Below are 13,841 nucleotides of genomic sequence, written 5' to 3' on the forward strand. Positions count from 1 at the left end.
AGGGGGGACCCTGTGGGAGAGTAGGACGCCGCCGAACAATTTTTCCGGGAAAGCCCCGTGCCTTTGTGGCACGGGGCTTTTCTGCGTTCACGGTCCCGGCCGGCCCCCTCCGCCTCCGTACCCCTGTGCACCGGGTCTCCGTGGCTGAGGGTAAGGTCGAGGGGCATCATTGGCACGTTCTTCACAGGAGGCCCCCGGGTGGAGGTCCAGGAGACTCGAGTTCAGACGGACCGAGTACTCACCATCCCCAACATCCTCAGCATGGCTCGCCTCGTCGGCGTACCGCTTTTCCTGTGGCTGATCCTCCGCCCCGTCTTCGGTGGGCCCAACAGCGACGGCTGGGCCCTGCTGGTTCTGATGCTCAGCGGTATCAGCGACTACCTCGACGGCAAGCTGGCCCGCCGGTGGAATCAGATCAGCAGCCTCGGCCGGCTCCTGGACCCCGCTGCCGACCGCCTCTACATCCTCTCCACGCTCGTCGGGCTCACCTGGCGCGAGATCCTCCCCCTCTGGCTCACCGCGGCCCTGCTCGCCCGCGAACTGATGCTCCTCATCATGGTCGGAATCCTGCGTCGGCACGGCTACCCGCCCCCGCAGGTCAACTTCCTCGGGAAAGCTGCAACGTTCAACCTGATGTACGCCTTCCCCTTGTTGCTGCTCAGCGACGGAAGTGGTTGGCTTGCTTCGTTGGGCGCCATTTTCGGATGGGCGTTCGCTGGGTGGGGTACAACCCTCTATTGGTGGGCAGGGATCCTCTACGTGGTCCAAGTCCGCCGACTCGTCAAGGCGGATGTAGTAGCCGATTAGCCCGTTGACGCGGTGCCGTGCAGAGTCGCCGGTCCGCAGCGGATGCTGTTGAGTCGCCCCGACGGGTGAAGTCGGCTAGACCGTCGTCTCTCAAGGAGGACGTTTCCGACATGAAGGCCGTTGTGATGGCAGGCGGTGAAGGCACCCGCCTTCGCCCCATGACCTCTAGCATGCCCAAGCCACTCCTGCCCGTGGCCAACCGCCCGATCATGGAGCATGTGCTGCGGCTGCTCAAACGGCATGGGCTCAATGAGACCGTCGTGACCGTTCAGTTCCTCGCGTCTCTCGTCAAGAATTACTTCGGCGACGGCGAAGAACTCGGAATGGACCTCAGCTATGCCAACGAGGAGAAGCCGCTCGGTACCGCAGGAAGCGTCAAGAACGCCGAGGACGCCCTGAAGGACGACACCTTCCTGGTGATCTCCGGCGACGCCCTCACCGACTTCGACCTCACGGATCTCATCGCCTTCCACAAGGAAAAGGGCGCCCTCGTCACCGTCTGTCTGACTCGGGTCCCGAACCCGCTGGAATTCGGGATCACGATTGTCGACGAAGAGGGCAAGGTAGAGCGCTTCCTGGAGAAGCCGACGTGGGGCCAGGTCTTCTCGGACACGGTCAACACGGGTATCTACGTGATGGAACCCGAGGTCTTCGACTACGTCCAGGCAGATGCCTCGGTGGACTGGTCAGGAGACGTCTTCCCGCAGCTGATGAAGGACGGCAAGCCGATCTACGGCTACATCGCCGAGGGTTACTGGGAGGACGTGGGCACCCACGAGAGCTATGTGAAGGCCCAGGCCGACGTCCTCGAACGCAAGGTCGACGTCGAGGTGGACGGCTTCGAGATCTCGCCCGGAGTCTGGGTGGCGGAAGGCGCGGACGTCCACCCCGACGCCGTACTCCGCGGGCCGCTGTACATCGGTGACTACGCGAAGATCGAAGCCGGTGCCGAAATTCGCGAACACACCGTCGTGGGATCGAACGTCGTCGTGAAATCCGGCGCCTTCCTGCACCGCGCGGTCGTGCACGACAACGTGTACATCGGTCAGCACAGCAATCTGCGTGGCTGTGTGATCGGCAAGAACACCGACATCATGAGGGCCGCCCGCATCGAGGACGGCGCCGTCATCGGCGACGAGTGCCTGGTCGGTGAAGAATCGATCATTCAGGGCAACGTCCGGGTCTATCCCTTCAAGACCATCGAAGCCGGTGCCTTCGTCAACACCTCGGTGATCTGGGAGTCGCGCGGACAGGCACACCTCTTCGGCGCCCGAGGTGTCTCCGGGATCCTGAACGTGGAGATCACCCCCGAACTCGCGGTGCGGCTCGCCGGCGCCTACGCGACGACCCTGAAGAAGGGCGCGACGGTCACCACCGCGCGTGACCACTCCCGCGGTGCCCGCGCGCTGAAGAGAGCCGTCATCTCGGCCCTGCAGGCCAGCGCCATCGACGTCCGCGACCTGGAGAACGTCCCCCTGCCGGTGGCCCGGCAGCAGACCGCTCGCGGCAGCGCGGGCGGCATCATGATCCGGACCTCTCCGGGCGTCCCGGATTCGGTCGACATCATGTTCTTCGACGAGAGGGGAGCCGACCTCTCCCAGGCGAGCCAACGCAAACTGGACCGTGTCTACGCCCGCCAGGAGTACCGCAGGGCCTTCCCCGGCGAGATCGGTGACCTCCACTTCCCCTCGAGCGTCTTCGACTCGTACACGGGCTCCCTCCTGCGCAACGTCGACACCGCCGGCATCGGGGACGCCGGCCTCAAGGTCGTCGTCGACGCGTCCAACGGCAGTGCCGGACTCGTGCTGCCCAGCCTTCTCGGACGGCTCGGCGTGGACGCCCTGACGATCAACCCGGGACTCGACGAGTCGCGGCCCACCGAGTCCGCCGAGACCCGCCGGGCCGGGCTGGTCCGCCTCGGCGAGATCGTGTCGTCCGCCCGTGCCGCCTTCGGTGTGCGGTTCGACCCGGTGGGCGAACGGCTCTCGCTCGTGGACGAGCGCGGCCGGATCATCGAGGACGACCGGGCGCTGCTCGTCATGCTCGACCTCGTCGCGGCAGAACGGCGGAGCGGCCGTGTCGCCCTGCCGGTGACGACGACCCGCGTGGCCGAGCAGGTGGCGGCCTACCACGGCACGCAGGTGGAGTGGACGACCACATCGCCCGACGACCTGACGCGGGTCGGGCGTGAGGACACCACCATCTTCGGCGGCGACGGCCGCGGCGGCTTCATCATTCCCGAGTTCAGCAGTGTCTTCGACGGGGCGGCGGCCTTCGTGCGCCTCATCGGGCTGGTTGCCCGGACGCAGCTCACGCTGAGCCAGATCGACGCCCGCATCCCGCGCGCCCACGTACTGCGTCGGGACCTCGCGACCCCGTGGGCGGTCAAGGGCCTCGTCATGCGACGGGTCGTGGAGGCCGCGGGGGAGCGCAGCGTGGACACCACCGACGGCGTGCGGGTGGTCGAGACGGACGGGCGCTGGGTGATGGTGCTGCCCGACCCCGCCGAGGCCGTGACCCACCTGTGGGCCGAAGGCCCCGACGACGCCTCCGCCCAGGCTCTCCTGGACGAGTGGGCGACGATCGTGGAGAGCACCGGAGACTGAGCCGTGCACACCGTGGCCCGGGAGCCACGCCCCCGGCTTCCGGGCAACGGTGGGGCCATTCGGCGGCACTCGGCATGACGTGCGACGATGTGCGGCATGTCGCAGTCGCCCCCCGATCGGAGTAGTGCTCCGCCGCCTCCACGCCCCGACGCCTCCATGTCGCTGCTGACCACGGTGATGGAGCACAGCCTGGACGAGGGGTACGCCGAGGCCTCGGCGCGCCGCCGGGCCGACGGGACCGCCGGCCTGCCCCGCACCCTCACCGCGAAACTCGGTCTGGCGGCCTGCCTGGTGCTGGCCGCCCTCGTGGTGACCCTGGGTGCCGCCGAGGCGCGGGTGGCGGCGCCGGTCGTGGCCAAGGAGCGCGAAGAGCTCATCGACCGGGTCAACGCCGAGACCAGGACCGCGGACGCCCTCGAGGCCGACGTCGAGGAACTGCGCAAGGACGTCGGTGAGCGGCAGCGCAAGGCGCTGGAACGGCACGGCGGTGACCAAGGTGGCCTTGTCGCGCTTCTTTCCGGGGCAACTCCCGTCCAGGGCCCCGGAGTCAAGCTGGTCGTCGACGACGCCGAAGACACCGACCAGGGCGGCGGCGGACCCCGGGAGTCGACGGGCTTCTCCGACACCGGGCGGGTACGCGACCGTGACATGCAGCGGGTGGTCAACGGGCTGTGGCAGTCCGGCGCCGAGGCCGTGGCCATCAACGGCCAGCGGCTGACGGCCCTGTCGGCCATTCGCGCCGCAGGCGACGCCATACTGGTCGACAACAGGCCGCTCGTGCCGCCCTACACGGTGCTCGCGGTGGGCGACGGCCCGAAGCTCGCAGCCGCGTTCCGGGACAGCGCGGACGGCCAGTACCTCCAGGCGCTGCACGACAGCTTCGACATCCGTACCGGCATCTCCGAGCAGGAGAAGGTGCGCCTGCCGGCCGCGCCGAGCCTGATCGTACGCACAGCAGTGCCCCAGGCCGCGGAGACGGGCCGTGGGGCGGCAGACACAGGGAAGGGCACATCGTGATCGCCGTACTGGGCCTCGTCGTGGGAGTCGTGGTCGGACTGTTGGTCCGGCCCGAAGTGCCGGCGGTGGTCGAGCCCTACCTGCCCATCGCCGTCGTGGCGGCGCTCGACGCGGTCTTCGGGGGGCTGCGGGCCATGCTCGACGGAATCTTCGTGGACAAGGTCTTCGTCGTGTCGTTCCTGTCGAACGTCGTGGTGGCCGCCCTGATCGTGTTCCTCGGCGACAAACTGGGTGTCGGGGCCCAGCTCTCCACCGGTGTGGTCGTCGTGCTCGGCATCCGCATCTTCTCCAACGCCGCGGCGATCCGCCGGCACGTCTTCCGGGCGTGAGGCCGATGACCGACGACAACAGGCACCAGCACCGCAGGGACCCCCGCGCACTGCCGCCCGAGGTCCCCGCTCCCGCGCCTGCGCCCGGCGTGGCGCCGAAGGAGGCCTCCGGACGTCAGCGGCTGCTGGCCGGACTCTGGCCTCCGAGGGTGAGCCGGGCCCAACTGATCGTGGCCCTCCTCCTGTTCGTCCTCGGCCTGGGTTTGGCCATCCAGGTCAGGTCGAACAGCGACAACAGCGCCCTGCGCGGCGCCCGGCAGGAGGACCTGGTCCGCATCCTGGACGAGCTCGACAACAGGACCCAGCGCCTCGAGGACGAGAAGCAGCGCCTCGACGACCAGCGCACGGAACTGGAGAACAGCTCCGACCAGGCGGAGGAGGCCCGCAAACAGACCCTTGAGAAGGAGCGGCAACTGGGCATCCTCGCGGGCACCGTCGCGGCTCACGGCCCCGGGATCACGCTGACCATCAGCGACCCCGGCGGCGCGGTCGAGGCCGACATGCTCCTGGACGCCATCCAGGAGCTGCGCGCCGCCGGCGCGGAGGCCATCGAGGTCAACGGTGTGCGGGTGGTCGCCAGCACCTACTTCTCCGGTGACGGGGGAGACCTGAAGGTCGACGGCCGTACGATCAGGGCTCCCTACGAGTTCAAGGTCATCGGCAGGCCGCAGGACCTCGAGCCGGCGCTCAACATCCCCGGCGGAGTGGTACAGACGCTCGAGAAGGAGCAGGCCACGGCGGAGGTGGCACGCGCCGAGGACATCGTCGTCGACGCCTTGCGACCGGCGAAGCAGCCTGACTACGCTCGGTCGTCCTCCCCGTGAGGCCGCGGTGTGCGGGGCTCGGAGGACACGGGGACGAGGTTGCGGGGGGTCGGCGCATCAGATCGGTGACGCGTGGTGGAAACTGTCGGGTGGATACGGACGTTGTGAAGATGTCCGGGTCGGCAGGTGTGTTCGTTCAGGGTTCGTCCTGCCCCACGGGCGGGTCTATTTCGGTCAAGGGGAAACGCCCGTGAAGTTGTTTGCGAAGTGGTTCGGAAAGAGTGCACGCGAGGACGGCAACAGCGCTGCCCGTCACCGTGCACCGCGTCAGGGTGCCGAGGAGCAGGGCGTGGAGCGCCCCCTCTTCCGCGACGAGCGGCCGGGAGGCGGCGCCGGTGTGTCGTCCGTTGACCCCGCCGGTGCCGGACGCATAGGTTTCGGGGAGCCATCGACCTCGAGTACGGGTGGAGGGTTTGTCCCCGCCCCGGAGGGTTCGTCCATGCCGGTCTGTTCCAGGTGCGGGCATCGAAACGCCGAGGCCAGCCGTTTCTGTTCCAACTGCGGCGCGCCGCTGAGGGGCGGAGTGCCCGAGCGGGCCTCGGAGACGACCTCGACCATCTCGATCTCCGGCATCGAGGCGTACGAGGCGGAGGCGACCGGGCAGACCGCCCTTCCCTCCCTCTCACCGGAGGCCCAGGCCGCCGTCGACGCCCTGCCCCCGGGTTCCGCGCTCCTGGTGGTGCGCCGCGGCCCGAACTCAGGCAGTCGCTTCCTCCTGGACGGCGACCTGACCACGGCCGGCCGTCACCCGCAGAGCGACATCTTCCTCGACGACGTGACCGTGTCGCGGCGTCATGTGGAGTTCCACCGGAACCCGGACGGTAGTTTCACCGTGGGTGACGTCGGCAGCCTCAACGGCACGTACGTCAACCGCGAGCGCATCGATTCCGTCGCGCTGACCAACGGCGACGAAGTCCAGATCGGGAAGTACCGTCTGGTCTTCTACGCCAGCCAGCGGGGCGTGTGACCCACCCCCCGGACCCTGTCCGGGGGACCCCCAGGAAGGTCCATGCTGCGAACACCGACAGGCGGTGCCGGTCACGGCACCGCCTCCCCGGAGGAGCGCGCCATGAGCATCGGTACGGTGCTTCAGCGGCTGCGCGACGAGTTCCCCGAAGTCACGATCTCCAAGATCCGCTTCCTGGAGGCGGAAGGACTCATCGAGCCGCAGCGCACACCTTCCGGATACCGGAAGTTCAGCAGGGCCGATGTCGAGCGGCTGGTCCAGGTGCTACGCATGCAGCGGGACCACTACCTGCCGCTCAAGGTCATCCGTGAGCATCTGGACGCCCTCGCCCGCGGTGAGAGGGCCATGCTGCCCCCCGGCGTCGGGCAGGGCGAGCTTCCGGACGGCGGCCGGGAGCACGAAGCGGGAGGGGTGACCGCAGCCCTTATCGGGCGCCAGGAGCTCCTCGCCGCCACTGAGGCCACCGAGGAGCAGCTCGACGACTGGGAGTCGTACGGCCTGATCGTGCCCACGCCGGAGGGGAGCTACGAGGCCGAGGCCGTCACCGTGGCGCGACTCGTGGCGGACCTGGGGCGATTCGGTCTGGAACCTCGGCATCTGAGGGCCGTGAGAGCGGCTGCGGAGCGTGAGGCGGGACTGGTCGAACAGGTGGTGGCCCCCCTGCGCCGGCACCGGAATCCGCAGACCAGGGCGCAGGCGGAGACCACGGTCAGAGAGCTGGCGGAGCTGTCGGTCCGGCTCCACAGCGCGCTCGTGCAGAGCGCGCTGAAGGTGCGTTTCCACTGACTGCGCAGGAGCCCGACTATCCAAACATGCCGGGCACGTCCTAGGGTTGCTGTGTGAACGAGCTCGACGTTGTGGGTGTCCGGGTGGAAATGCCCTCCAACCAACCGATCGTGCTCCTGCGTGAAGTGGGAGGCGACCGGTACCTCCCTATCTGGATCGGCCCTGGGGAAGCGACCGCGATCGCCTTCGCCCAGCAGGGCATGGCTCCGGCCAGGCCGCTGACCCATGATCTCTTCAAGGATGTGCTCGAGGCCCTCGGCCAGGAGCTCACCGAGGTCCGGATCACGGACCTCCGGGAAGGGGTCTTCTACGCGGAGCTGGTCTTCGCCAGCGGGGTCGAGGTGAGCGCGCGGCCGTCCGACGCCATAGCGCTCGCCCTGCGCACCGGCACGCCGATCTACGGCAGTGACGGGGTGCTCGACGACGCGGGGATCGCCATCCCGGACGAGCAGGAGGACGAGGTGGAGAAGTTCCGCGAGTTCCTCGACCAGATCTCGCCGGAGGACTTCGGGACCAACAGCCAATGACCGCCCCGCAGGGGCTCCGTCAGCGCATCCGAGAAGCCGTTCCCGTGTTTCGGTCACGGGAAACCACCCTCAGGGTGATTATCACTCGGCGTGCCGAGTGTGGCGATCGTTGACGCACCCCTGGTGACTGCCTACCTTCGAGTGGGCAGGTCAAGGACGGAGGTCGGCGTGAGAAGCAGCGGCGACGGTACGGCTGCGGGTGGGCCGTACCGGCAGCACGGCAGTACAGCCGACCAGACCATCAGACAGCCGGTCGTACGACCGGCGATGATGGCGGCGGACGGTGTGGCAGTGGCAGACGGCATCGGCTATCGGGGGCCGACGGCATGCGCGGCGGCCGGGATCACCTACCGGCAGCTCGACTACTGGGCGCGTACGGGGCTGGTGGAGCCGAGTGTCCGTCCGGCCTACGGGTCGGGGACCCAGCGCCTCTACAGTTTCCGGGACGTGGTCCTCCTCAAGATCGTCAAGAGGTTCCTGGACACGGGGGTAGCGCTGCAGAACATCCGCTCCACGGTCCAGCATCTGCGGGACCGCGGGTTCACGGATCTCGAGCGCATGACGCTCATGAGCGACGGTGCCACGGTCTACGAGTGCTCCTCGCCGGACGAGGTCGTGAGTCTGCTGCAGGGCGGCCAGGGCGTCTTCGGCATCGCCGTGGGGGTGGTGTGGCGTGACGTGGACGCGGCTCTGTCCCAGCTGCACGGCGAGCGGGTCGACACGGGCGAGACACTCGTCGGCAACAACCCCACCGACGAACTCGCCCGCCGCCGCAACCGCGCGGGCTGAGGAATTCCCGACGCCGCGCGTGGGCCGGACAGGCCGGTTGTCAGTGGCGTAGGGCAGCATCGGTGCTGTGAGAGCCGCGCCCACCATCCTGCATCTGGACATGGATGCCTTCTACGCCTCCGCGGAGCAGGCGGCCAAGCCCAGCCTCCGCGGCAAGCCGGTCGTGGTGGGCGGGCTGGGCATGCGGGGGGTGGTCGCCACCGCTTCGTACGAGGCGCGGAGCTTCGGCGTGCATTCGGCGATGCCTATGGCGCAGGCCCGGCGGCTGGCTCCGAACGCCGCCTACCTGGTTCCCCGCTTCGTGCTCTACCGGGCCGTGAGCGAGCAGGTGATGGAGCTCCTGGGGCGGCTCTCACCGCTCGTGGAGCCGCTCAGCCTGGACGAGGCCTTCGTCGATCTGGAGGCCGGGGGAGTCGCCGGCGACTCGGCGTCCGCCCGACTGATCGGTGAGCAGCTGCGGACGGTCATCAGGGGCGTCACCGGGCTCAGCGGTTCCGTGGGTCTGGCGGGCTCCAAGATGCTGGCGAAGATCGCTTCGGAGGAGGCCAAACCGGACGGCCTCATGCTGATCGAGCCCGGTACCGAGCGCGAGCTCCTGGCCCCGATGCCGGTACGGACCCTTCCGGGGGTGGGACCGGCCACCGGCGACCATCTGCGCCGCGCGGGCATGACGGTGGTGCGGGATCTGGCGGAGGCGGGCGAGGCGGAGCTCGTGAGGTTGCTGGGCAAGGCGCACGGGGTCGCCCTGCACCGCATGGCCCTGGGCTACGACGACCGGCCCGTCGTCGCGGAACGGGACGCGAAGTCCGTGTCGGTCGAGGACACGTTCGACGTCGACCTGCACGACAGGGTGCGGGTGCGGACGGAGGTCGAGCGTCTGGCGGACCGGTGCGTCCGGCGGCTGCGCGGGGCGGGGCGGTCCGGGCGGACCGTCGTCCTCAAGGTGCGGCGCTACGACTTCTCCACGCTGACCCGGTCGGAGACCCTGCGCGGCCCCACCGACGACCCCACGGTGGTCAGGGAGGCCGCCGCGCGGCTTCTGGAGGCCGTCGACACCACGGGCGGCGTACGGCTTCTGGGCGTCGGCGTCACCGGCCTCGCCGACTTCACCCAGGAGGATCTGTTCGCGCAGGCTGCGGACGCTCTGCAGGCGGCCGCGGAGGGCCACCTGCCGGGCGGTGCGCCGGAGGAGGCGGGTACAGAGGAGGCGCCGGCCGAGCCAGGCACCGTGGCCGAGGAGCAGGCGCGGCACGACGCCGCGCAGGTGTCCGCCCGGCAGTGGCCCGCGGGACACGACGTACGGCACGAGAGGCACGGGCACGGCTGGGTGCAGGGCAGCGGCGTGGGCCGCGTCACCGTGCGGTTCGAGGAGCCGGGGGCACCGCCCGGCCGGGTGCGTACGTTCCGTGTCGACGACCCGGAGCTGCACCCGGCCGATCCGTTGCCCCTGGTCCGGGACCCGGTGGACTACTCCTCGTGGCCGGCCAGTCTGCCGAAGTCCCTGTCGGGGCCCACGCCACCGGACGGGGCGGCGTCGAGACCGTAGTGACGGTAGAGCTGCAGTTCCTGCTGCGGCGAGAGATGGCGGCCGACACCGAAGTCGGGCGCGTCCTTGATCAGGGACCGGTCGAAGGGGATGTGCAGCGATCCGTCGACGAACTCGCTCGGCTCCAGGGGGACGAACGCGTCCCTGGTGAAGAGCCCCGTTCGTACGGCCGCCCATTCGGGCACACCGGTGGCGTCGTCGAGATACACCTCGTCCACCGTCCCGATCTTGTTGCCTTTACGGTCGAAGGCCTTGCGGCCGATCAGGCTGCGCGGATCGATGTCGGTCTGCACGGTGCCTCCCACTGCTCGCCACTGCGTCAGGGTGGTCGCGACTGCACCACACCCCTACGAAAGGCCACATCCGGGGCTCCGGCCACTCGAGACGGCCGGTGTCGGCCCCGCTGGTAGGCTGGAAGCGGCTGCCGACCCCGTGCGGGAGAGTCCTCCGGAACCCGCGGAGGCGCCGAAGGAGCAACTCCTCCCCGGAATCTCTCAGGCACCCGTACCGCACGGACGAGGTCACTCTGGAAAGCAGGACGGTACCCGCACGGCTCAGGCCGGGAGGGGCCGCCCTCACCGACGGTGAAAGCCGGCGCGCCCCGTGCGGCCGGTGAAGCTCTCAGGTCGAGATGACAGAGGGGGAGGCCGTTCGGGCCGCCACGCCGTGGTGCCCCTCGCAGGTCGTGACAGACCAGGAGGCCTCCATCATGACCACCCGTCGCACTCCGCTCTCCCAGCTGGAGCAGGGCATCCCCTTCGAGCAGCGCCACATCGGCCCTGATGCCGGGGCGCAGGCCAAAATGCTCGCCCAGGTCGGTTACGGCTCCCTCGACGAGCTCACCGCCGCCGCGGTGCCCGACGTGATCAGGAGCGCCGAGGCACTGAACCTCCCGGCCGCTCGCACCGAGGCCGAGGTCCTGGACGAGCTGCGCCGTCTGGCCGACCGCAACCAGGTGCTCGCCCCGATGATCGGGCTGGGGTACTACGGCACGTTCACCCCGCCGGTGATCCTGCGGAACGTGATGGAGAACCCCGCCTGGTACACGGCGTACACCCCGTACCAGCCGGAGATCTCGCAGGGGCGGCTCGAGGCGCTGCTGAACTTCCAGACGATGGTGGCCGACCTGACCGGCCTGCCCACCTCCGGCGCCTCCCTCCTCGACGAGGGCACGGCGGCCGCCGAGGCCATGGCGCTGGCCCGGCGCGTGGGCAAGGTCAAGAACGGCGTCTTCCTGGTCGACGCCGACACCCTGCCGCAGACCGTCGCGGTGATCCGGACCCGCGCCGAGCCGACCGGCGTGGAGGTGGTGGTCGCCGACCTGAGCGAGGGCATTCCCGCGGACGTCGCGGAGCGCGGGGTCTTCGGCGTGCTGCTGCAGTACCCCGGCGCCTCCGGAGCCGTGCGTGACCTCGGCCCCGTCATCGACCGGGCCCACGAACTCGGCGCGATCGTGGCCGTCGCCGCCGACCTGCTGGCGCTGACCCTGCTCACCTCGCCCGGTGAGCTGGGCGCGGACATCGCCGTCGGCACCACCCAGCGCTTCGGCGTCCCGATGGGCTTCGGCGGACCGCACGCCGGGTACATGGCCGTGCGCGAGACGTTCGCCCGCAGCCTCCCCGGCCGCCTCGTCGGCGTCTCGGTCGACGCGGACGGCAACAAGGCCTACCGCCTCGCGCTGCAGACCCGCGAGCAGCACATCCGCCGCGAGAAGGCCACCAGCAACATCTGCACCGCGCAGGTACTGCTTGCCGTCATGGCGGGCATGTACGCGGTCTACCACGGGCCCGAGGGGCTGCGGACGATCGCCCGGCGCACCCACCGGTTCGCCGCGATCCTGGCCCAGGGCCTTCGCGCCGCCGGGATCGACGTCGTGCACGACTCCTACTTCGACACCCTCACCGTCCGTGTCCCGGGCGGGGCGGCCGCCGTGGTCGCCGGCGCCCGGGAGCGCGGGGTCAACCTGCGGCTCGTGGACGCCGACCGGGTCTCCGTCGCCTGCGACGAGACGACCACCCGCACCCGGATCGCCGCCGTGTGGGCGGCGTTCGGCACCGACGGGGATGTCGAGGCACTGGATGCCGAGACCGCGGACGCCCTGCCCGAGGCTTTGCTGCGCACCGACGCCGTCCTCACCCACCCGGTCTTCCACCAGCACCGCTCCGAGACGGCGATGCTGCGCTACCTGCGCAAGTTGGCCGACCGCGACTACGCGCTGGACCGGGGCATGATTCCGCTCGGCTCCTGCACCATGAAGCTGAACGCGACCGCCGAGATGGAGTCGATCACCTGGCCCGAGTTCGGCGCGCTGCACCCCTTCGCGCCGGCCGAGCAGGCACAGGGCTTCCTGACCCTCATCCGCGAACTCGAGGAGCGGCTCGCCGAGGTCACCGGTTACGACGCCGTCTCCCTCCAGCCCAACGCCGGCTCGCAGGGTGAGTTCGCCGGGCTGCTGGCCGTGCGCGCCTACCACCGGGCCAACGGCGACGACCAGCGCACCGTCTGCCTCATCCCGTCCTCCGCGCACGGCACCAATGCCGCCAGTGCCGTCATGGCCGGCATGAAGGTCGTGGTCGTGAAGACCGCCGACGACGGAGAGGTGGACATAGAGGATCTGCGCGCGAAGATTGAGAAGCACCGCGACGAGCTCGCCGTGCTCATGATCACCTACCCCTCCACGCACGGTGTCTTCGAGGAGCACGTCGCCGACATCTGCGGCGAGGTGCATGACGCGGGCGGCCAGGTGTACGTGGACGGCGCCAACCTCAACGCCCTCGTCGGACTCGCCAAGCCCGGCAAGTTCGGGGGCGACGTCTCGCACCTCAACCTGCACAAGACCTTCTGCATCCCGCACGGTGGCGGCGGTCCGGGCGTCGGCCCGGTCGGAGTGCGCGCCCACCTCGCGCCGTACCTCCCGAACCACCCGCTGCAGTCCGCGGCGGGCCCCGAGACGGGCGTCGGCCCGATCTCGGCGGCCCCGTGGGGTTCGGCGGGCATCCTGCCCATCTCGTGGGCGTACGTCCGCCTGATGGGAGGCGAGGGACTCAAGCGAGCCACCCAGGTGGCCGTGCTGGCGGCCAACTACATCGCCAAGCGCCTGGAGCCGCACTTCCCGATCCTGTACAACGGCCCGGCGGGACTCGTCGCCCACGAGTGCATCGTGGACCTGCGGCCGATCTCCAAGGCGACCGGCGTCAGCATCGACGACATCGCCAAGCGGCTGATCGACTACGGCTTCCACTCGCCGACGATGTCGTTCCCGGTGGCCGGGACGCTCATGATCGAGCCGACCGAGAGCGAAGACCTCGCGGAGCTGGACCGGTTCTGCGACACGATGATCGCCATTCGCGGCGAGATCGAGAAGGTCGCGTCCGGTGCCTGGAGCGCGGACGACAATCCGCTGCGCAACGCACCGCACACGGCGGCTGCGCTCGGCGGGGAGTGGACCCACGCCTACAGCCGCGAGGAGGCCGTCTTCCCGGCAGGCGTCGCGCCCTCGGACAAGTACTGGCCGCCGGTGCGCCGGATCGACGGCGCGTTCGGTGACCGCAACCTGGTCTGCTCCTGCCCGCCGCTGGACGCGTACGACCAGTAGGAGGCGGAGCGAGGCGCGCCACGCGTCGGGGCCGGTGCGGAGACCACT

12 protein-coding genes and 1 riboswitch are annotated in these 13,841 nt (G+C 69.7%); of the genes, 11 read left to right on the top strand and 1 reads right to left on the bottom strand.

Going from position 1 to position 13,841, the window contains the following annotated elements; all coding sequences use genetic code 11:
• Positions 1-198: 198 nt before the first annotated feature.
• The 10 genes from ACH4VO_RS30675 (at position 199) to ACH4VO_RS30720 (ending at position 10,198) form a co-directional block, all read left to right on the top strand.
• Entirely contained in the window at positions 199-807 is a 609-nt protein-coding gene (locus ACH4VO_RS30675) for a CDP-alcohol phosphatidyltransferase family protein (RefSeq protein WP_360997581.1), read from the top strand.
• A 110-nt stretch (positions 808-917) separates the two neighbouring features.
• Entirely contained in the window at positions 918-3,413 is a 2,496-nt protein-coding gene (locus tag ACH4VO_RS30680; protein WP_360997579.1) for a mannose-1-phosphate guanyltransferase, read from the top strand.
• A 96-nt stretch (positions 3,414-3,509) separates the two neighbouring features.
• Positions 3,510-4,430: a DUF881 domain-containing protein gene (locus tag ACH4VO_RS30685; protein WP_360997577.1), complete on the top strand. Its 921-nt coding sequence runs from the start codon at positions 3,510-3,512 to the stop codon at positions 4,428-4,430.
• Positions 4,427-4,759: a small basic family protein gene (locus ACH4VO_RS30690; RefSeq protein ID WP_003970459.1), complete on the top strand. Its 333-nt coding sequence runs from the start codon at positions 4,427-4,429 to the stop codon at positions 4,757-4,759. The genes ACH4VO_RS30685 and ACH4VO_RS30690 overlap by 4 nt, the downstream gene beginning before the upstream one ends.
• Positions 4,760-4,764: 5 nt before the next feature.
• Positions 4,765-5,583, top strand: coding sequence for a DUF881 domain-containing protein (locus ACH4VO_RS30695; protein WP_360997575.1), 819 nt, complete (start codon positions 4,765-4,767; stop codon positions 5,581-5,583).
• 190 nt (positions 5,584-5,773) lie between these two features.
• Positions 5,774-6,550, top strand: coding sequence for an FHA domain-containing protein (locus tag ACH4VO_RS30700; protein WP_360997573.1), 777 nt, complete (start codon positions 5,774-5,776; stop codon positions 6,548-6,550).
• A 42-nt stretch (positions 6,551-6,592) separates the two neighbouring features.
• The gene (locus ACH4VO_RS30705; protein WP_360997571.1) at positions 6,593-7,336 is read left to right on the top strand and encodes a MerR family transcriptional regulator; all 744 of its coding nucleotides are present in this window, start codon (positions 6,593-6,595) and stop codon (positions 7,334-7,336) included.
• Positions 7,337-7,389: 53 nt separating this feature from the next.
• On the top strand, positions 7,390-7,863 hold the full coding sequence (locus ACH4VO_RS30710; protein WP_003970463.1) for a bifunctional nuclease family protein: 474 nt from the start codon (positions 7,390-7,392) through the stop codon (positions 7,861-7,863).
• 168 nt (positions 7,864-8,031) lie between these two features.
• Positions 8,032-8,652 (top strand): MerR family transcriptional regulator, encoded by a 621-nt coding sequence (locus ACH4VO_RS30715; protein ID WP_360997569.1) that lies wholly within the window; start codon positions 8,032-8,034, stop codon positions 8,650-8,652.
• Positions 8,653-8,719: 67 nt separating this feature from the next.
• Positions 8,720-10,198, top strand: coding sequence for a DNA polymerase IV (locus ACH4VO_RS30720; RefSeq protein ID WP_360997567.1), 1,479 nt, complete (start codon positions 8,720-8,722; stop codon positions 10,196-10,198).
• Here ACH4VO_RS30720 and ACH4VO_RS30725 read toward each other — a convergent pair.
• The gene (locus ACH4VO_RS30725) at positions 10,120-10,491 is read right to left on the bottom strand and encodes a PRC-barrel domain-containing protein (protein WP_360997565.1); all 372 of its coding nucleotides are present in this window, start codon (positions 10,489-10,491) and stop codon (positions 10,120-10,122) included. The genes ACH4VO_RS30720 and ACH4VO_RS30725 overlap by 79 nt on opposite strands.
• 132 nt (positions 10,492-10,623) lie before the next feature.
• A riboswitch (glycine riboswitch) is annotated at positions 10,624-10,718 on the top strand.
• Between the two features lie 189 nt (positions 10,719-10,907).
• On the opposite strand from ACH4VO_RS30725, the gene gcvP reads away from it, so the two are divergent.
• Entirely contained in the window at positions 10,908-13,793 is a 2,886-nt protein-coding gene (gene gcvP, locus ACH4VO_RS30730; RefSeq protein ID WP_360997563.1) for an aminomethyl-transferring glycine dehydrogenase, read from the top strand.
• The last annotated feature ends 48 nt before the right edge of the window (positions 13,794-13,841 follow it).

It is taken from the genome of Streptomyces sp. NPDC020780, from assembly GCF_044334475.1.
Lineage (GTDB): Bacteria > Actinomycetota > Actinomycetes > Streptomycetales > Streptomycetaceae > Streptomyces.